Raw genomic sequence first — 17,394 nt, 5'->3', positions numbered from 1 at the left:
TTGATGTCTGTTGCCGCAGCACCACTTTGGTCATCAGTCTAAAAAGACTAGAAAACAGCAAGTTGCGAGTATATTGCTGCTCCGAGTTGGCATCAAACCACGCATCAAGCTTGACCGGGTCAAGGCAGCGCTCGAATAGGGCGCGGATCATGACGGGGAACGCTCGGCGAAGCGGCGCAAAATCGGGGAGAGTTCGATCATGGGAAGCAGGCCCTCGTTGGCGGTCACATCGACATCCAGCCCTCTCTGCGGATGCGGCGGAGCTGCTGCATCTTCCGGTGTGACGATCTCAGTGGGCATGCGCGTCCTACGACATGCTGTAGCGCCAACCGCCATCATCCAGCATAGATCCTAACCCGGAAGCACTGGTGCCTGCGAGTTGAACGTCTAGCTTTGATTTTATTTCACCTTGAAAGGCTTGCACCCTCAAGACGCAAGGCTATCGATTTGACACCATTATGGTCATGGCAAGCAGCATCTGGCGTCCCACCTCGCCACACTGATCCTGATGGCTTTTCTGATCCACTCGATTCTCGATCATGGCGATGCGCTCTACCAACGCGTGCGCCAACACCTATTCTCGCGGCGGATGTTCTTTGAGCATCTGCGCGCGCTGACGCTCTACCTGGTCTTCGCCACATGGCAAGCGCTCTTTGGCTTCTTGCTGGAGGCGTTGGTAACAGCCCAGCCCCCACCCGGGCGGCGCTCCCGGTGCTGAGCAGCCCAAATTTGGAATTGCTGGGCGGTGCGTGGGTGTGCTGGTTTTCAGGGGGGTTTCTCTATAGAATGAGATGAGCAGGCAGTTCGCCTCGTTCTTTGAAGATAGAAGCAATAGCGTATTGATATACCGCTATTTATCCGGCGGTCTATATTTCACCGTGAAAACACGCCCGCCACCCGCTATACCGCTTGGATTGGGCCATTGTTTGTTTCTCTGTCTATCTTGAAAAACCCTTAATTCACGCCACCTTTTTTGTAACAGATACCGTGATGATGCCTATTTTAAAACGATTCTTTGTGTCCGGCCTTTGCGCCACCCTGCTATTGTCTGGCACTGCGCTGGCTAATCTGCAGGTTCCGCCGCCGTCTGATTTGACGGCCCGTAATTACATTCTGCTGGATGCCCACAGCGGGGCGATTCTCGCTGAGCAGGATGCGGATGCACGGGTTGAGCCGGCCAGTTTGACTAAGATCATGACCGCTTATCTGGTGTTTCAGGCGCTGGATCAAGGCACGATTCAGCTCACCGATAAGGCGCCGGTATCTGAGCAGGCCTGGCGTACCGGGATGCGTGGCGCCTCGCGTATGTTCATTGAGGTGGGCAGCGAGGTGATGGTGGAGGATTTGCTGCGCGGCATGATTGTGCAATCGGGGAATGATGCCAGCGTGGCCTTGGCGGAGTTGATTGCCGGTAGCGAAGGGGCCTTTGTCGATTTGATGAATGCTCAGGCCCGCCGTCTGGGAATGCATAACTCCCGCTTTCAAAATTCGCACGGCTTGCCCAGTGAGGAAGCACAGTATTCCTCGGCACGGGATTTCTCGATCCTGGCGCGGGCGCTGATTCATGAGTTTCCGCAATATTACGGCTATTATTCGGAGCGCAGTTTTAAATATGGCATTGATCAACCGCAGCGTAACCGCAATTTGTTGCTGTGGCGGGATAGCTCGGTGGATGGTATGAAAACCGGCTGGACCAGCGCGGCGGGCTATTGTTTGGTCAGTTCGGCCAAGCGTGATGGGATGCGTCTGGTGTCGGTGGTCATGGGCATTGATGCCCCGAATCACGAAGCCGGCGGTCTGGCGCGAGCCAATCAAACCCAATCCCTGATGAACTGGGGTTTTCGCCAGTTTGAAACCCATCGTTTGTATGCCGCCGGTCAGCCCTTGACGGAGGCGCGGGTCTGGAAAGGTGATGCCAATGCCGTGCCAGTGGGGTTGACTCAGGATCTGTATGTCACCATCCCGCGAGGCCGCTATACCCAAATGCAGCCGCATGTGGAGCTGTTGCCGCGCATTGAGGCCCCGGTATTGCGTGGACATTCTTATGGTGAGTTGAGCATTCTACTGGATGGCCAACCGATTGCCCGCCAAAGTCTGGTCGCGCTTCAGGGGATTGATCAAGGTGGCTTTTCCCGCCGGATGCTGGATGCCTTCTTGTTGTTGTTCCATTAATTCAAGGCGTACGAACTGTTCATGACACACCCGGCATCCGTGGTCTATCTCAACGGCGCATTTCTTGATCGTTCGCAGGCCTGCATCAGCGTATTGGATCGTGGCTTTGTGTTCGGCGATGGGGTCTATGAGGTGATCCCCTGTTACGGCGGGCACCTGTTTCATCCACAGTCCCATCTGCACCGCCTGGCCCGCAGCCTGGAGGCGGTGCGCATCAAGGCTCCGTTAAGCGATGCGCAATGGCTTGAGGTCTTTACGTCGCTGCTGGCGCGCAATCCCGGCGGGGATCGCAGCATTTATTTGCAAGTGACGCGGGGGGTTGCGCCGCGTAATCACGCCTTTCCTTCGGCCGAGGTTTCGCCGACCGTGTTTGCGATGGTCGATCCCATCACGCCGGTACCCGCCGCCTTTCTGCGCGACGGGGTGGCGGCCATCACGCTGGCCGATCAACGCTGGCAACGCTGTGATATCAAAGCCATTACCCTGCTGGCTAATGTGCTGGCACGGCAAGAGGCGATTGAGGCCGGTGCGGTGGAGGCGATTTTGGTGCGTGATGATGTGGCCACCGAGGGCGCGGCCAGCAATCTGTTTATGGTGGTTGATAACGCCGTGCTGACACCGCCCAAAGATCATCAGCTGCTACCGGGAATCACCCGCGATGTGGTGGTCTATCTGGCGCAGCAGTTGGATATCCCCGTCAAGGAAACGCCGATCACACTTGATGCCCTGCGTCGTGCCGATGAAATCTGGCTGACCAGTTCAACCAAAGACATCCTGCCGGTAACACGGCTGGATGAACAGCCGGTCGGCAACGGGCAACCTGGGCCGCTGTGGCAGCGTGTGTATCGCGCCTATATCGACTACAAACATCAAGGGGTGTTTTGATGTCGCGGCAAGCGTCAGCGGCGCTGGATTTTCCGTGCGCGTTTCCCATTAAAGTCATGGGGGCGGCCATTCCCGAATTTGAACAGCGGGTGGCGGAGATCATCACCCGCCACGCCCCTGATACCCCCGCACAGGCTTTTACCCGACGCGCCTCCAAGGGCGCCCGCTACCTCGCCATCACCGTGGTGATTCAGGCGCAAAGCCGGGCGCAGCTGGATGCCATTTATGGCGAGCTGACCACCTGCGAACTGGTGGCAATGGCCTTATAAGCCGCCGCCACATTGAAGCGGAGGAGATGGTTTTAGGCGGATGTTTTTCAATCCAATGACCTTATGCCGTGCCTGCGCTTCAAGGATGGTTGCCGTGCACCATCATCCACTCAACCGCTACTAAAAATCTATGAAAATCTATTTCACGGATTTGTATACGCCGTCACTGCTATTGCCAGGAAAAACCGGGCGCAAAAAGACAAGGTTTTTATAGAAAATGATAGATTTTAGCCAGCAGTTACAAACCCCGAAAAACTCCACCTGCTCCCCGCCGTTTGGGGGTATTGACTGAGGATCGATCATTTCATGCAGCCTGCTCCCCTGATGTATTTGCGTATGAAAGCCGCCCTGGAACAGTATGGCCGGCCCTGGAGTGTGCTGGATGCTGCGCAGCAGGCGAAGGTCGCGGCACAGGCAGACAAGGCCTATGCGCTGGGCTGTCGGGCTTTGGCGACGCCATTAGCCCATCGCGTGACGCTGCCTGCGGAGGCCGTCTCTCAGGCGGTGGCGGAGATTCAGCAGCGCTATCCCGAAAAACAGCCGTTTTATGATGACCTCAAGGCGCATGGGTTGGATGTGGCAGGCTTGCACGATGCGCTGACGCATGAGCTGCGGGTGCAGGCGGTCCTGGAGCGGGTTTCAGCACAGGCAGCGGAGGTGCATGAGCTGGAATTGCGTTTGTATTATCAGCGGCAGATGCACCGCTTTGAGGCGCCAGAGCGGCGCACCGTGCGGCATATTCTCATCACGATCAACCCGCAGTTTGCGGAAAATACGCCAGAACATGCGCAACAGCGCATTCAGCAGATTCGTGAGGCCATTATGCAACAGGGGAAGGACTTTGCCGAACTGGCCGGACGCCATTCGGAATGCCCCAGTTCGCTACAGGGCGGACTGTTGGGCACGGTGCCACAGGGTACGCTGTATCCAGAGCTGGAGGCGGTACTGTTTACGCTGGAAGCGGGGCAAATCAGTGAGGCGGTATGCAGTGAGGTCGGTTTGCATCTGCTGTACTGTGAACAGATTCATCCGGCCGGGCGGATTCCCTTCAGTGAGGCCCGTGAGGTCATCAAGACCCGCTTGACCCAGCGCCGCCAGCAAAACTGCCAGCGGTTGTGGTTGGCAGCGCTGGGATAGTGGCCACGAGCGACGCCTGGGGAAGGCGTCGGCTACATGTTGCTACGATGCGAATCAATCCATCACGGCGGTGCGGATGCGATCCACGGCCTGCTTGAGGTTGTCCATGCTGGTGGCAAAGGAGATGCGCACATGGCCGGGTGCGCCAAAGGCAGAACCTGGTACCAGCGCCACGCCGACCTTGTCCAGCAGCAGCTCGGCAAACTTGACATCGGAATCAAGGTTTAAGCGGGTCATTGCGCCGGTAACGCTGGGAAAGCAGTAGAAGGTACCATCACAGGGCAGGCAATCCACCCCTGGGATGGCGTTGAGCGCCTCGATCAGATAATCATGACGCTGGGCAAAGGCGGCGCACATGGTGCTTACACAGGACTGATCCCCGGTCAGCGCGGCCTCGGCACCTGCCTGGGCAAAGGAGGTGGGGTTGGAGGTGCTTTGCGATTGAATCTTTTTCATCGCCGAGATCAATGGTTTCGGACCGCCTGCATAGCCGATACGCCAGCCGGTCATGGCATACGCCTTGGAAACCCCGTTGAGCACGATGGTACGCTCATAAAGATCCGGGCAGGCCATGAGGATATTGGCAAAGCGCCGTCCCTGGAACAGGATATGCTCATACATATCATCGGTGGCGACCAGCACATGCGGATGGCGCAGCAAAACCTCACCCAGGGCCTCAAGTTCTTCACGGGTGTAGGCCACCCCGGTAGGATTGGAGGGGCTGTTGATCACCACCAGCTTGGTGCGCGGGGTAATCGCCTGTTCGAGCTGTTCGGGCTTGAGCTTGAACGCCTGGGACTGGTCGGTATTGACCACCACCGGGACGCCATCGGCCAGCAAAACCATGTCTGGATAGGAAACCCAGTACGGCGCCGGAATGATGACTTCATCACCGGCTTCCAGCAATGCCTGGGCGAGATTGAAAAAGCTTTGTTTACCGCCGCAGGAAACCAGAATCTGATCCGGCTGGAAATTGTGGCCGTTATCCCGCTGGAATTTATCAATGATCGCCAGTTTCAGGCTGGCTGTGCCATCGACCGGGGTGTATTTGGTTTTGCCGGCATGTAAGGCGGCAATGGCGGCCTCTTTGATATGCTCAGGGGTATCAAAATCAGGCTCTCCGGCGCCAAGACCCACAATGTCGCGCCCCTGCGCCTTGAGTTGCGCAGCCAAAGCACTGACAGCCAGAGTCGGAGAGGGTTTGATGCGCTGAACGCGTGCAGCAAGCTTGATATCCAAGGTCAGAAATCCCAGATTAATGTCAGATTAAACACAGTCATCCCGTTAAAATAACGGGCATGACGACGTATTAAAGAAGTTACCATGATACTCAAAGCGAGTCGCTAACATAAGCCCATGACCCAGGAATTTATGCTAAAAACCGGCTATAGCCCCGCCGGTGATCAACCCAAAGCCATTGAAGCCTTGATCAGCGGTCTTGAGGCGGGTCTGGCGCATCAGGTCTTGCTCGGTGTCACCGGTTCGGGCAAGACCTTTACCATTGCCAATGTGATTGAGCGCGTGCGCCGTCCTGCCCTGATTCTGGCGCCCAACAAAACCCTGGCGGCCCAGTTGTATGAGGAGATGAAAGGCTTTTTTCCCGACAATGCGGTGGAATATTTTGTCTCGTATTACGATTACTATCAGCCCGAGGCTTATGTTCCCTCCTCGGACACCTACATCGAAAAAGACGCCTCCATCAACGAACACATTGAGCAAATGCGCCTGTCAGCCACGCGGGCCTTGCTGGAGCGCGAAGATGCCATCATTGTCGCCAGCGTCTCGGCCATTTATGGTCTGGGAGATCCCCGCGCCTATATGCAGATGATTTTGCATCTGCAACGCGGCGAGCGGATCGGCCAGCGCCAGATCCTGCGCCGCCTGGCCGAGCTGCAATACACCCGCAACGATATGGAACTGCGCCGGGGCACCTACCGGGTGCGCGGCGAGGTGATCGACATCTACCCGGCAGAATCGGAGGCCAAGGCGGTTCGGATTGAATTATTTGATGATGAAATCGAACAACTGGCCTGGTTTGATCCCTTGACGGGGAATATTGAGCGGCGTGTGCCGCGACTGACCATCTATCCCAAGACGCACTACGTCACCCCGCGTGAAACCATCTTAGCCGCGATTGAGCAGATCAAAGATGAGCTGCGTGAGCGCCTGGAACAGCTCTATGCCGCCAACAAGCTCATCGAGGCGCAACGCCTGCAAGAGCGCACCCAGTTTGATATTGAGATGCTGCTGGAAATGGGCTATTGCTCTGGCATTGAAAACTATTCGCGCTATCTCTCCGGCCGCGCGCCCGGTCAGCCGCCACCGTGTTTTCTGGACTACCTGCCTGCCAATGCGCTGCTGATCATCGACGAAAGTCATGTCACCGTGCCACAGCTTGGCGGCATGTATCGCGGCGACCGTTCACGCAAGGAAACCCTGGTGGCATACGGCTTCCGTCTGCCCTGTGCCTTGGATAACCGGCCCTTGCAATTTAGTGAATTTGAGGCCCTGGCCCCGCAGATCATCCACGTTTCCGCCACACCAGGGCCCTATGAGCTGGCCCAGGCCGGGCAAGTGGTGGAGCAGGTGGTGCGTCCCACCGGGCTGGTTGATCCCGCCGTGGAGGTGCGCCCGGTCGCGCTGCAGGTTGAAGATGTGTTGAGCGAAATCAACCAGCGGGCCCGCCGCAACGAACGGGTGTTGATCACCACCCTCACCAAACGCATGGCCGAGGATCTCACTGATTATCTACAGGAGCACGGCGTGCGGGTGCGCTATCTGCATTCCGATATCGATACCGTGGAACGGGTCGAGATTATCCGCGATTTGCGTCTGGGGGTGTTTGACGTGCTGGTCGGGATCAACCTGCTGCGCGAAGGGCTGGACCTGCCGGAGGTGTCCCTGGTGGCCATCTTTGATGCCGACAAGGAGGGTTTTTTGCGCTCGGAACGCTCCCTGATCCAGACCATTGGCCGCGCCGCCCGCCATCTGCACGGCACGGCGATTCTTTACGCCGACCGACTCACCGATTCCATGCGCCGCGCCCTGGAAGAAACCGAACGTCGCCGCCGCAAACAACTGCAATTCAACGCCCAACACGGCATCACCCCGCGCAGCGTCTCTCGCCCCATCAACGACATCATGGAAGGTGCACACAGCACCGCCACCGCCCGCAAAACCAGCGCCACCCAGACCAACAACCCTGCTAGCGCGCTTAGTCCGGAACACATCCTCAAAGAAATCGCCCGCCTGGAAGAAAAAATGTACCAACACGCCCGCAATCTGGAATTTGAACAAGCTGCCGGTGTGCGCGATGAAATCCAGCACCACTGGCGCCCCCAGCTCACCCGCTAAATCCGCAACAGCGAATCCGCCACATTGCCGCCGGTGATCGTGCTTGCTTTTGTGCGCCGCCGCAGGCGCGCTATACTGTCTCGCTTTGATGCCTGTGCGTACTTATACCGCGACAGGTGTGAACCTTATTTTTGTGCAGGACGGTGAGTGTATGCCAGAGTGTTTGATGGAAAATTACAAACGCCAGCCGGTGGCTTTTGTGCGCGGTGAGGGGTGTTGGTTGTGGGATGAGGCCGGGCGGCGCTATCTGGATGCCCTGGCGGGGATTGCGGTGTGTGGTTTGGGTCATGCCCATCCGCAGTTGGCCCAGGCGCTGTGTGAGCAGGCGCAGACGCTGGTGCATACCTCTAATCTGTATCGCATCCCCTTGCAAGAGCAGCTGGCGGAGCGGTTGTGTGCATTATCGGGCATGGCGCAGGCTTTTTTTTGCAACTCAGGGGCGGAGGCAAACGAGGCGGCCATCAAGCTGGCTCGCCGCTATGCGCATCAGCGCGGAATTACGCAGCCGAAAATCCTGGTCACGGAGGGCAGTTTTCACGGGCGTACCCTGGCGACCTTATCGGCCACCGGCAATGCGCGTGTGCAGGAGGGATTTGCGCCGCTGGTTGAGGGCTTTGTACGGGTTCCCTACGCTGATCTTGCGGCGGCTGAACAGGCTTTTGCGCAATATCCCGAAATCGTGGCGATGCTGGTTGAGCCGATCACCGGCGAGGGCGGGATTGTCATTCCGCCGGATACCTATCTTTCCGGTCTGCGGGCCTTGTGTGATCGCCATCATGCCCTGTTGATGCTCGATGAAATCCAGACGGGCATCGGGCGCACCGGCCATTGGTTTGCCTTTCAACGCGCCGGGATTGTGCCTGATGTGCTGTCTTTGGCCAAAGGCTTGGGCAATGGCCTGCCGATTGGCGCTTCGCTGGTGCGTGGCCCGGCAGCGGGCTTGTTGACTCCCGGTACGCACGGCACCACCTTTGGCGGGAATCCGCTGGTGTGTCGGGCGGCGCTGACGGTGCTGGAAATCATGGAACAGGGCCAGTTATGTGAACAGGCCGCTGCGCGGGGTGAACGGCTGCGCCGTGGTTTAGAGGTGCGGCTGGCAGATGTGCCGGGCATCCGCGCCATTCGTGGGCGGGGTCTGATGCTGGGGATTGAGCTGGAGAGGCCGTGCGCAGATTTGGTGGATCAGGCCCGTGAGCAGGGTCTGTTGCTCAATGTGACCGCTGAACGGGTGGTGCGGTTGCTGCCGCCGTTGATTATCACCGAGGCGGAGGTGGACGAGCTGGTTGCGCGCCTGGGTGATGTGTTGCAAGCCTTCACGGCGGCTTGCAAACGATGAAGCGGCCCCGCCCCCGCTTGGCTGATGTTTATGCCGCTCTTGTGAGCGACGTTCCATGCCTGGGAGCGCCGAGTTGCACTCGGCTGGTTTTAAACCATTACCTGATGAGAGCCAGTGTCCCGACTGGCCGAGTAGAACTCGGCGATCCATGTTATGCCGCTCTGGCTGAGCGGCGTTCCCTATACGGTGTCTGCCGGAGAGAGTGATGACAACTGAGCGATCGACAGCGCCGCTGATTGAGATTGAAGATCTGCATTTCCGGCGCGGTACACATACAATTTTTGAGGGTATCAGCCTACAGATTCCACGCGGTAAAATCACCGCTGTGATGGGGCCTAGCGGTACCGGAAAAACCACGCTGCTGCGTTTGATAGGTGGCCAGCTGCGCCCGGATCGGGGGCGGATCGTGGTCGATGGGCACGAGGTGCATCGTCTGGCGCGCAGTGAACTGTATCGCCTGCGCAAACGCATGGGGATGCTGTTTCAAAGCGGCGCCTTGTTTACCCATCTGAATGTGTTTGAAAATGTCGCCTTTCCGCTGCGTGAGCACACCCGTCTGCCAGAGCGCCTGATTCGCACCCTGGTATTGCTCAAGCTGGAGGCGGTAGGACTGCGCGGGGCGCGGGATCTGATGCCCAGCGAACTGTCCGGCGGCATGGCGCGACGGGTGGCCTTGGCGCGAGCCATCGCCCTGGACCCGATGATGATTCTCTACGATGAACCCTTTGCCGGGCTCGATCCGATCACCATGGGAGTGATTGTCTCACTGGTGCGCAGGCTCAATGATGCGCTGGGCCTAAGCAGTATCCTGGTGTCTCATGATGTTCCGGAGGTCAGCTCCATTGCCGATTATATTTACCTGATTTCGGAAGGAAAGATTATCGACAGCGGTACGCCGGAGGCGGTACGCCACGGAAGCTCGGCCTGGGCGCGTCAGTTCATGGAAGGTCTGCCAGATGGGCCGGTGCCGTACCATTACCCCGCCCCCGATTACCTTGATGACCTGATCAATACAGGAAAATCCTAGATGGTCTCTCTTTTGCAACGTCTGGGCCATTTCGGGCTATCGGTCTTCCAAAGCCTGGGACGTGCCCACCTGTTTTTATTGCGTACCCTGTGGTCGCTGGGTTCACTGACTTGGCGTCCACGCCTGCTGATCCGTGAACTGTATTCGGTCGGCGTGTTATCCCTGCTGATCATCCTGGTATCGGGGCTGTTTGTGGGGATGGTGCTGGGCTATCAGGGCTATATCACCCTAGTGAACTTCGGTGCCGAGGAGGTCCTTGGCAGTGTGGTGGCGCTGTCATTGGTGCGCGAACTGGGGCCGGTGGTGACTGCCTTGTTGTTTGCCGGACGCGCTGGCTCGGCGCTGGCCGCTGAAATCGGCCTGATGAAAACCACCGAGCAGCTCTCCAGCATGGAGATGATGGCGGTTGATCCGTATAAACGGGTGATTGCGCCGCGTTTTCTCGCCGGTATTCTGGCCATGCCCCTGCTCGCAGCAGCCTTCAGCGCCGTGGGGGTGTGGGGCGGCTATTTTATTGGCGTGGGGCTTTTGGGCGTGGATGGCGGTTCGTATTGGTCACAGATGCAAGCCAGCGTGGATTTTTATGACGATGTACTCAGCGGCATTATCAAGAGCATCGTCTTTGGCTTTGTCGCCAGCTGGATTGCCGTATTCCAGGGCTATGACGCCACCCCAACCTCCGAGGGCATCAGTCGCGCCACCACCAATACCGTGGTGTACACCGCGCTGGCTGTACTGGCCCTGGATTTCATTCTTACCGGCCTGATGTTTAGCGCCTAAGCCAGATTATTTAGGATTTGATGATGACAACACGCAGTATCGAAATCGGAGTGGGCCTGTTTGTGGCCATTGGCATCGCTGCCCTGTTGGTACTGGCCCTGCAGGTCAGTAATTTGCATGAATACCGCCAGACCGACAGCTATCAGGTGAGCGCCTATTTCAGCAATATCGGCGGACTGAAAGTGCGCGCCCCCGTGACCGTCTCCGGGGTACGCATCGGGCGCGTCAGCGAGATTTATTACGATCCCAACCGCTTTCAGGCGCGAGTGGTGATGACCATCTCCACCCAATATGACTATCTGCCCACCGACACCCAGGCCAGCATTTACACCGCCGGGCTGCTCGGTGAACAATACATCGCCCTGGGCGTGGGCGGTGAAGAAGACGCCCTGCGCGACGGTGACGAGATTTTGTTCACCCAATCGGCTGTCGTGCTCGAAGAACTCATCGGGCGGGTTCTGGTGAACATGACCGCGCCCTAAGCATTGATACCCCTAAACGCAGCGGTTGCCACGGCGCAACCGCGCATCTTCCCCGACCGCTACGGTGCGGGGTCTGTCGCGGAGAGACTGATGAGCATTGACTGGAAAAGCTACGACCCCAATGGCTTTTATGATGAATTGATCAGCACTCCCGGTTATCCGCGTGCGGTGGCGCGTACCTTGACCTCCTATCTGCGTTCGCTCGGCGCTGAGGCGATTCAGGAGCGCAAGCTGGCGGCAGAACATGCGATTGTGGAGATGGGGATTACCTTTACGGTCTACACCGAGGGCGGAAATATCGACCGGGCCTGGCCTTTTGATGTGATCCCGCGAATTATTGCCCGCAAGGAGTGGATGCGCATTGAAGAGGGCCTCAAGCAGCGCCTGACTGCGCTCAATCACTTCATTGATGATCTGTATAACCGTCAGCAGATCGTCAAGGATGGCGTGTTTCCCAAGGAAGTGCTGGCCCAGTCGAAGAATTTTCGCCCGCAATGCCAAGGCTTTAGCCCGGTGCATGGCATCTGGGCGCATATCTGCGGCTCGGATCTGGTGCGCGATAAAGACGGCAAAATCTATGTGCTTGAAGACAACCTGCGGGTGCCCTCCGGGGTGTCGTATATGCTGGAAAATCGTCAGGTGACCAAGCGCGTTTTCCCGGAGTTGTTTGAAAATTACAGCATTTTGCCGGTGGATGAATACAGTTCGCAGCTTTTTGATATGCTCGCCTCACTCTCGCCGCGCCCGCTGGATTACCCCGCCGTGGTGGTGTTGACCCCCGGCATTTATAACTCGGCCTATTTTGAACATGCCTATCTGGCGCAGAATATGGGCGCGGAGTTGGTGGAGGGGGCGGATCTGATGGTCGGTGAGGATGATTGCGTGTATATGCGCACCATCAAGGGGCTGGAGCGGGTGGATGTGGTTTATCGGCGCATTGACGATCTGTTTTTGGATCAGGAAGTCTTTCATAAGGATTCGCTGCTGGGCGTGCCCGGCATCATGCGCGCCTGGCGCAAGGGCAATGTGGCGCTGGCCAATGCTCCCGGCGCCGGGGTGGCGGATGATAAGGTGGTGTATGCCTTTGTGCCGCAGATCATTAAATATTATCTGGATCAGGAGCCGATCATTCCCAATGTGCCCACCTATCTGTGCATGGATGAAAGCCAGCGTGATTATGTGCTGGCGCATCTGGAGGAGCTAGTGGTTAAACCGGCCAATGAATCCGGCGGCTATGGCATGATGATCGGCCCGCAGGCCAGCAAGCGCCAACGCCATGAATTTGCCGAGCTGATCAAGCACGACCCGCGCAACTACATTGCCCAGCCGGTGTTATCGCTCTCCACCGCGCCCACCTTGTGTGATGGCCGCCTGGAGCCCCGGCATCTGGATTTGCGCCCGTTCATCCTGCAGGGGGTGAGCACGGATGTCACCGCCGGCGGACTGACGCGGGTGGCCTTGCGCAAAGGATCGCTGGTGGTCAATTCCTCGCAAGGGGGAGGCAGTAAAGATACCTGGATTGTGGATACGGAGGCCTGAGCGAATGTTATCGCGTGTCGCAGAGCGGCTGTACTGGATGGCCCGCTATATAGAGCGCAGTGAGAATACGGCGCGCATGGTCATGGCCTTTTCCCATCTGGCCCTGGATATGCCGCGTCATGTGGGCCTGTCCTGGCGACGGATGTTGACCATCACCGGCAGTGATGCGCTGTTTGATGAGCGCTACAACAAAGACGATGAGCGCAGTTGTGTACGCTTTTTATTGGCCGATCAGGAGCATTCCGGCTCGATCATCAACACCTTGGCGCTGGCGCGGGAAAATGTGCGCACCACCCGCGATCTGGTGCCGGCACAGGGCTGGGAAAGCGTCAATGAGCTGTATCTGTTTGCCAAGGAAAACCTTGATAGCGGCTTGAGCAAGCGCGGGCGCTACGCCTATCTCAATGAGGTCGTGGGCCGCTGCCAGCAAATCACCGGCCTGCTGGCCGGGACCATGAGCCATGATCATGCCTATGATTTCGTGCGCACCGGGCGCAATCTGGAACGCGCCGATATGACCAGCCGCATCCTTGATGTCGGTGCCATCGGCCTGCTCACGCACACCTCCAATACGCCCAAGCCCTTTGAGGGGCTGTTATGGATCAATATCCTCAAATCACTCAGTGCCTTTCAGATGTACCGCCAGCATGTGCGCCGCCGCGTCAGTGGGGCCGAGGTGGTGCATTATCTGTTGCAGAATCTGCATTTCCCCCGCGCCGTGGCCCACGCCCTGACCGAGGTGGAAACCGCCCTGTCGAATCTGCCGCGCAACGAGGTACCGCTACGCTTTAGCTTGCAGGTCAAGCGCCATGTCCTTGGGGCTGAGATCAGTGAGCTGATGGATGCCGAAACCCTGCACCGCTTCATCGACGAGCTGCAAAAAGAAATGGCCGAGATTCACGGCTACATCGCCGACACCTGGTTTAAACTTGAACGAGCCGACTGATTATGGCCATACGCATTGCCCTGACCCATCAAACCCATTACCGCTTTGATCGCCTGATCAATGTCTCGCCGCATGTCATCCGGCTGCGTCCGGCGGCGCATACCCGCACCAAAATCCTGGGCTACAGCCTCAACATCAGCCCTACAGAACATTTTATCAACTGGCAGCAAGACCCCTTTGGTAATTTTCTGGCGCGGGTGGTGTTTCCAGACAAGATGCAGCGCTTAGCGATTGATGTGGAGGTGCTCGCTGAGCTCACGGTCATCAATCCCTTTGATTTTTTTGTGGAAAGCTACGCCGAGCACTATCCCTTTGGGTATGACAGCCTGCTTGCCAAGGAGCTGATTCCCTATCTGGAAATCGCCGAGCGCGGCCCCCGGCTGCAAAATTATCTTGCCCAGATCGACCGCAGCCCGCGTCACATCGTCAATTTCCTGGTAGAACTCAATCAGGTACTGTGGCGCGATATTCGCTATACCGTGCGTATGGAGCCGGGGGTGCAAAGCTGTGAAAAAACCCTGGGGCTGCAATCGGGCTCCTGTCGCGATTCAGCATGGCTGCTGGTGCAGCTGTTGCGGCATCTGGGCTTGGCCGCACGCTTTGTCTCGGGCTATCTGGTGCAACTGACCGCAGACATCAAATCCCTGGATGGGCCATCCGGGCCGGAACACGATTTTACCGACCTGCATGCCTGGGCGGAGGTGTTTGTGCCGGGCGCGGGCTGGGTCGGGCTGGACCCCACTTCGGGTTTATTTGCCGGCGAGGGACATATTCCGCTGGCCTGTACCCCCGATCCCTTGAGTGCGGCGCCGGTCACCGGCTATACCGATGCCTGTGAGGTGGAATTTCACCACCACAACGAAATTCGCCGCATTCACGAAGACCCGCGTGTCACCAAGCCCTACCGCGATGATCAATGGGCGGCGATTGATGCGCTGGGGGGCTATGTGGATCAGCAGCTCAAACAGGGGGATGTGCGCCTGACCATGGGGGGCGAACCCACCTTTGTGTCGATTGATGACATGGATGGCGCGGAATGGAACACCCACGCTGACGGTACCCACAAGCGCAGCCTGGCCTATGCCCTGGTGCGCCGCCTGCTCAAACGCTTCGGGCCGGGCGGGATGCTGCATTTTGGTCAGGGCAAGTGGTATCCCGGCGAACCGCTACCGCGCTGGCAACTGGGCTGTTTCTGGCGCAAAGACGGTCAGGCCGTGTGGCAAAACCCAGCATTGCTGGCCGATTTCAGTCATGACTATGGGCATGGGCGCGAACAGGCGTTGCAATTGATGCAGGTATTGATCCGCCATCTGCAGCTCAATGCGCAGCTGATTCATCCAGCCTATGAAGACACTGTTTATTATCTCTGGAAAGAAAGTACCCAGCCGCTCAATATCGACCCCTTGCAGGCCGATCTCACACACCCCGCCGAACGCCAGCGCCTGGCGCGCCTGCTCAGTGAGGATCTGGGTGCCCCGGCGGGCTATGTGTTGCCCCTGTCCTGGAACCTGCACAGCCAGCGTTTTTGCAGTCAGCGCTGGCCGTTGCGCCGTCCGCATCTGTTTTTGCTGCCGGGGGATTCCCCGCTGGGCCTGCGCCTGCCGCTGGATTCCCTGCCGTGGGTGGATGAACGGGCGCGGGATCAGCCCAAAGGCCCCAGCCTGTTTGAGCCACAGCCGCCCCTGGGCGATTATTATGGCGAGGTGACGCGCCGCTACAGCCTGCTGCTTGAGCCACCGAGTCATGCGCCAAGCGCCGAAGTCGCCGAGGTACGCTGCGGTGAGCAGGTGCCACATACCGCGCTGTGCGTCGAGGCACGCCATGGGCGCGTGCATGTGTTTCTGCCGCCGCTGGAGCTGCTGGAACCCTACCTGCAACTGATTGCCGCGATTGAGGCCAGCGCCGCTCAACTGGCCTTGCCGATCGTACTCGAAGGCTATGCCCCGCCGCCGGATAACCGCATTGAGCGGCTGATGGTCACCCCCGATCCGGGCGTGATTGAGGTCAATATCCACCCGGCGGGTGACTGGCACAGCCTGCGCGATAACACCCTGGCTTTGTATGAAGAGGCCCATCTGAGCCGCCTGGGCACCGAAAAATTCATGCTCGACGGGCGTCACACCGGCACGGGCGGCGGCAACCATATCACCCTGGGCGGCCCCACGCCTACAGACAGCCCGATCCTGCGCCGTCCGGATCTGCTGGCCTCGTTGCTGAGCTTCTGGCAGCATCACCCCGGCTTATCCTACCTGTTCTCCGGTCTGTTCATCGGCCCCACCAGTCAGGCCCCACGGGTGGATGAGGCGCGCCATGAAAATCTCTATGAACTGGAGATTGCCCTGCAACATCTGCCCAGCGGCGAGGTAGCCCAACCCTGGCTGGTAGATCGACTGCTGCGCCACTTTCTGGTAGATCTCACCGGCAACACCCACCGCGCCGAGTTCTGCATTGACAAGCTCTATTCCCCCGACAGTGCCCACGGGCGCCTGGGGCTGGTCGAACTGCGCGCCTTTGAAATGCCGCCCCATGCCCGCATGTCTTTGGTGCAGATGCTGTTGCTGCGCGCCCTGGTGGCCTGTTTCTGGCAAACACCCTACCGCAAACCCCTGGTGCGTTGGGGAACCGCCCTACATGACCGCTTCATGCTGGAACATTTCGTCAAAAGCGATCTGCGTGACGTAGTGAATCACCTCAATCAGGCCGGCTATCCCTTCAGCATGGACTGGCTGGCACCTTTCTTTGAGTTTCGCTTCCCCCACTACGGACAGGTGCAGATCGGCGACATCAACATCGCCCTGTCTATGGCCATTGAGCCCTGGCATGTGCTCGGCGAAGAAGTCACTCAGGCAGGCACGGCCCGCTATGTGGACTCCTCGGTAGAACGCCTGCAGGTAAAGGTCAGCGGCCTGACGGATAGCCGCTATGTGCTGGTGTGTAACGGGCGGCGGGTACCGCTGCGCCATACCGGCACCCACGGCGAATATATCGCCGGAGTCCGCTATCGCGCCTGGCAGCCCCCCTCGGGTCTGCATCCCACCATTGGCCGCCATTCGCCGCTGGTCTTTGACCTGATCGACACCTGGAACGGCTGCGCCATCGGTGGCTGCACCTACCATGTCTCCCATCCCGGCGGGCGGCATTACGACACCTTCCCGGTCAATGCCTATGAAGCCGAGGCGCGCCGCATCAACCGCTTTTGGGATTACGGCCACACCCCCGGCACCTTGCAACCGCCGCCACAATTGCGCACCATCGCGCAGTTTTTCCCGCAGGGCAGCGCCATCGGCCCGATGGCACCGCCCACGGAGCACCCGGATGCCGAATATCCCTACACCCTGGATCTGCGCCGTGCCCCTGGGAACGCGTAGCACCAGCTACGCATAAAAAAGACTCCCCTCCTTTTCAAGGAGGGGGGCCGCGTAGCGGTGGGGTGATTTATAAGCCGCCTAAAGCCATCATTAACCAGA

The 17,394-nt window shown here is 58.5% G+C and carries 15 protein-coding genes; 13 read left to right on the top strand and 2 right to left on the bottom strand.

Annotation, left to right across the window (positions count from 1 at the left end):
* Positions 1 to 147: 147 nt before the first annotated feature.
* Entirely contained in the window at positions 148 to 300 is a 153-nt protein-coding gene (locus THISIDRAFT_RS04115) for a hypothetical protein (protein WP_006787667.1), read from the bottom strand.
* A 208-nt stretch (positions 301 to 508) separates the two neighbouring features.
* Here THISIDRAFT_RS04115 and THISIDRAFT_RS04110 point away from each other — a divergent pair, with 208 nt between their 5' ends.
* The 5 genes from THISIDRAFT_RS04110 (at position 509) to nifM (ending at position 4,463) form a co-directional block, all read left to right on the top strand.
* A complete protein-coding gene (locus tag THISIDRAFT_RS04110; protein ID WP_006788623.1) occupies positions 509 to 718 on the top strand; it encodes a hypothetical protein in 210 nt (69 codons plus the stop codon).
* Between the two features lie 272 nt (positions 719 to 990).
* Positions 991 to 2,172: a serine hydrolase gene (locus tag THISIDRAFT_RS04105; protein WP_006787655.1), complete on the top strand. Its 1,182-nt coding sequence runs from the start codon at positions 991 to 993 to the stop codon at positions 2,170 to 2,172.
* A gap of 21 nt (positions 2,173 to 2,193) precedes the next feature.
* A complete protein-coding gene (gene dat, locus THISIDRAFT_RS04100) occupies positions 2,194 to 3,057 on the top strand; it encodes a D-amino-acid transaminase (protein WP_006787654.1) in 864 nt (287 codons plus the stop codon).
* A complete protein-coding gene (locus THISIDRAFT_RS04095; RefSeq protein WP_006787653.1) occupies positions 3,057 to 3,326 on the top strand; it encodes a YbeD family protein in 270 nt (89 codons plus the stop codon). The genes dat and THISIDRAFT_RS04095 overlap by 1 nt, the downstream gene beginning before the upstream one ends.
* Before the next feature lie 306 nt (positions 3,327 to 3,632).
* Positions 3,633 to 4,463 (top strand): nitrogen fixation protein NifM, encoded by an 831-nt coding sequence (gene nifM, locus THISIDRAFT_RS04090; protein ID WP_006787652.1) that lies wholly within the window; start codon positions 3,633 to 3,635, stop codon positions 4,461 to 4,463.
* A 54-nt stretch (positions 4,464 to 4,517) separates the two neighbouring features.
* Here the strand turns inward: nifM and THISIDRAFT_RS04085 are convergent, their stop codons facing one another.
* Positions 4,518 to 5,702 (bottom strand): pyridoxal phosphate-dependent aminotransferase, encoded by a 1,185-nt coding sequence (locus tag THISIDRAFT_RS04085; protein WP_006787651.1) that lies wholly within the window; start codon positions 5,700 to 5,702, stop codon positions 4,518 to 4,520.
* Between the two features lie 117 nt (positions 5,703 to 5,819).
* Here THISIDRAFT_RS04085 and uvrB point away from each other — a divergent pair, with 117 nt between their 5' ends.
* From uvrB to THISIDRAFT_RS04045, 8 genes are all read left to right on the top strand, one after another.
* Positions 5,820 to 7,817 (top strand): excinuclease ABC subunit UvrB, encoded by a 1,998-nt coding sequence (gene uvrB, locus THISIDRAFT_RS04080; protein ID WP_040852440.1) that lies wholly within the window; start codon positions 5,820 to 5,822, stop codon positions 7,815 to 7,817.
* Positions 7,818 to 7,968: 151 nt separating this feature from the next.
* A complete protein-coding gene (locus THISIDRAFT_RS04075; protein WP_006787649.1) occupies positions 7,969 to 9,153 on the top strand; it encodes an acetylornithine transaminase in 1,185 nt (394 codons plus the stop codon).
* 202 nt (positions 9,154 to 9,355) lie between these two features.
* Positions 9,356 to 10,180, top strand: a complete 825-nt coding sequence (locus THISIDRAFT_RS04070; protein WP_418896124.1) for an ABC transporter ATP-binding protein — start codon at positions 9,356 to 9,358, stop codon at positions 10,178 to 10,180.
* Entirely contained in the window at positions 10,181 to 10,960 is a 780-nt protein-coding gene (mlaE, locus tag THISIDRAFT_RS04065) for a lipid asymmetry maintenance ABC transporter permease subunit MlaE (RefSeq protein ID WP_006787647.1), read from the top strand. It begins immediately after the preceding gene.
* A gap of 23 nt (positions 10,961 to 10,983) precedes the next feature.
* Complete coding sequence (mlaD, locus tag THISIDRAFT_RS04060) at positions 10,984 to 11,442, top strand: outer membrane lipid asymmetry maintenance protein MlaD (RefSeq protein WP_006787646.1); 459 nt, start codon at positions 10,984 to 10,986, stop codon at positions 11,440 to 11,442.
* A 90-nt stretch (positions 11,443 to 11,532) separates the two neighbouring features.
* On the top strand, positions 11,533 to 12,981 hold the full coding sequence (locus THISIDRAFT_RS04055) for a circularly permuted type 2 ATP-grasp protein (RefSeq protein ID WP_006787645.1): 1,449 nt from the start codon (positions 11,533 to 11,535) through the stop codon (positions 12,979 to 12,981).
* Positions 12,982 to 12,985: 4 nt separating this feature from the next.
* On the top strand, positions 12,986 to 13,927 hold the full coding sequence (locus tag THISIDRAFT_RS04050; RefSeq protein WP_006787644.1) for an alpha-E domain-containing protein: 942 nt from the start codon (positions 12,986 to 12,988) through the stop codon (positions 13,925 to 13,927).
* Positions 13,928 to 13,929: 2 nt separating this feature from the next.
* Positions 13,930 to 17,295 (top strand): transglutaminase family protein, encoded by a 3,366-nt coding sequence (locus tag THISIDRAFT_RS04045; RefSeq protein ID WP_006787643.1) that lies wholly within the window; start codon positions 13,930 to 13,932, stop codon positions 17,293 to 17,295.
* Positions 17,296 to 17,394 lie beyond the last annotated feature (99 nt).

It is taken from the genome of Thiorhodospira sibirica ATCC 700588 (assembly GCF_000227725.2).
Classification (GTDB): Bacteria; Pseudomonadota; Gammaproteobacteria; order Ectothiorhodospirales; family Ectothiorhodospiraceae; genus Thiorhodospira; species Thiorhodospira sibirica.
Note: the sequence above shows the minus strand (reverse complement) of the source record. Positions and strands in the feature narration are given on the sequence as shown.

Coding starts and splice junctions, on each gene's coding strand:
- THISIDRAFT_RS04115 (WP_006787667.1), bottom strand. CDS start 300: ATGCCCACTGAGATCGTCACACCGGAAGATGCAGCAGCTCCGCCGCAT.
- THISIDRAFT_RS04110 (WP_006788623.1), top strand. CDS start 509: ATGGCTTTTCTGATCCACTCGATTCTCGATCATGGCGATGCGCTCTAC.
- THISIDRAFT_RS04105 (WP_006787655.1), top strand. CDS start 991: ATGATGCCTATTTTAAAACGATTCTTTGTGTCCGGCCTTTGCGCCACC.
- dat (WP_006787654.1), top strand. CDS start 2,194: ATGACACACCCGGCATCCGTGGTCTATCTCAACGGCGCATTTCTTGAT.
- THISIDRAFT_RS04095 (WP_006787653.1), top strand. CDS start 3,057: ATGTCGCGGCAAGCGTCAGCGGCGCTGGATTTTCCGTGCGCGTTTCCC.
- nifM (WP_006787652.1), top strand. CDS start 3,633: ATGCAGCCTGCTCCCCTGATGTATTTGCGTATGAAAGCCGCCCTGGAA.
- uvrB (WP_040852440.1), top strand. CDS start 5,820: ATGACCCAGGAATTTATGCTAAAAACCGGCTATAGCCCCGCCGGTGAT.
- THISIDRAFT_RS04075 (WP_006787649.1), top strand. CDS start 7,969: ATGCCAGAGTGTTTGATGGAAAATTACAAACGCCAGCCGGTGGCTTTT.
- mlaE (WP_006787647.1), top strand. CDS start 10,181: ATGGTCTCTCTTTTGCAACGTCTGGGCCATTTCGGGCTATCGGTCTTC.
- mlaD (WP_006787646.1), top strand. CDS start 10,984: ATGACAACACGCAGTATCGAAATCGGAGTGGGCCTGTTTGTGGCCATT.
- THISIDRAFT_RS04055 (WP_006787645.1), top strand. CDS start 11,533: ATGAGCATTGACTGGAAAAGCTACGACCCCAATGGCTTTTATGATGAA.
- THISIDRAFT_RS04050 (WP_006787644.1), top strand. CDS start 12,986: ATGTTATCGCGTGTCGCAGAGCGGCTGTACTGGATGGCCCGCTATATA.
- THISIDRAFT_RS04045 (WP_006787643.1), top strand. CDS start 13,930: ATGGCCATACGCATTGCCCTGACCCATCAAACCCATTACCGCTTTGAT.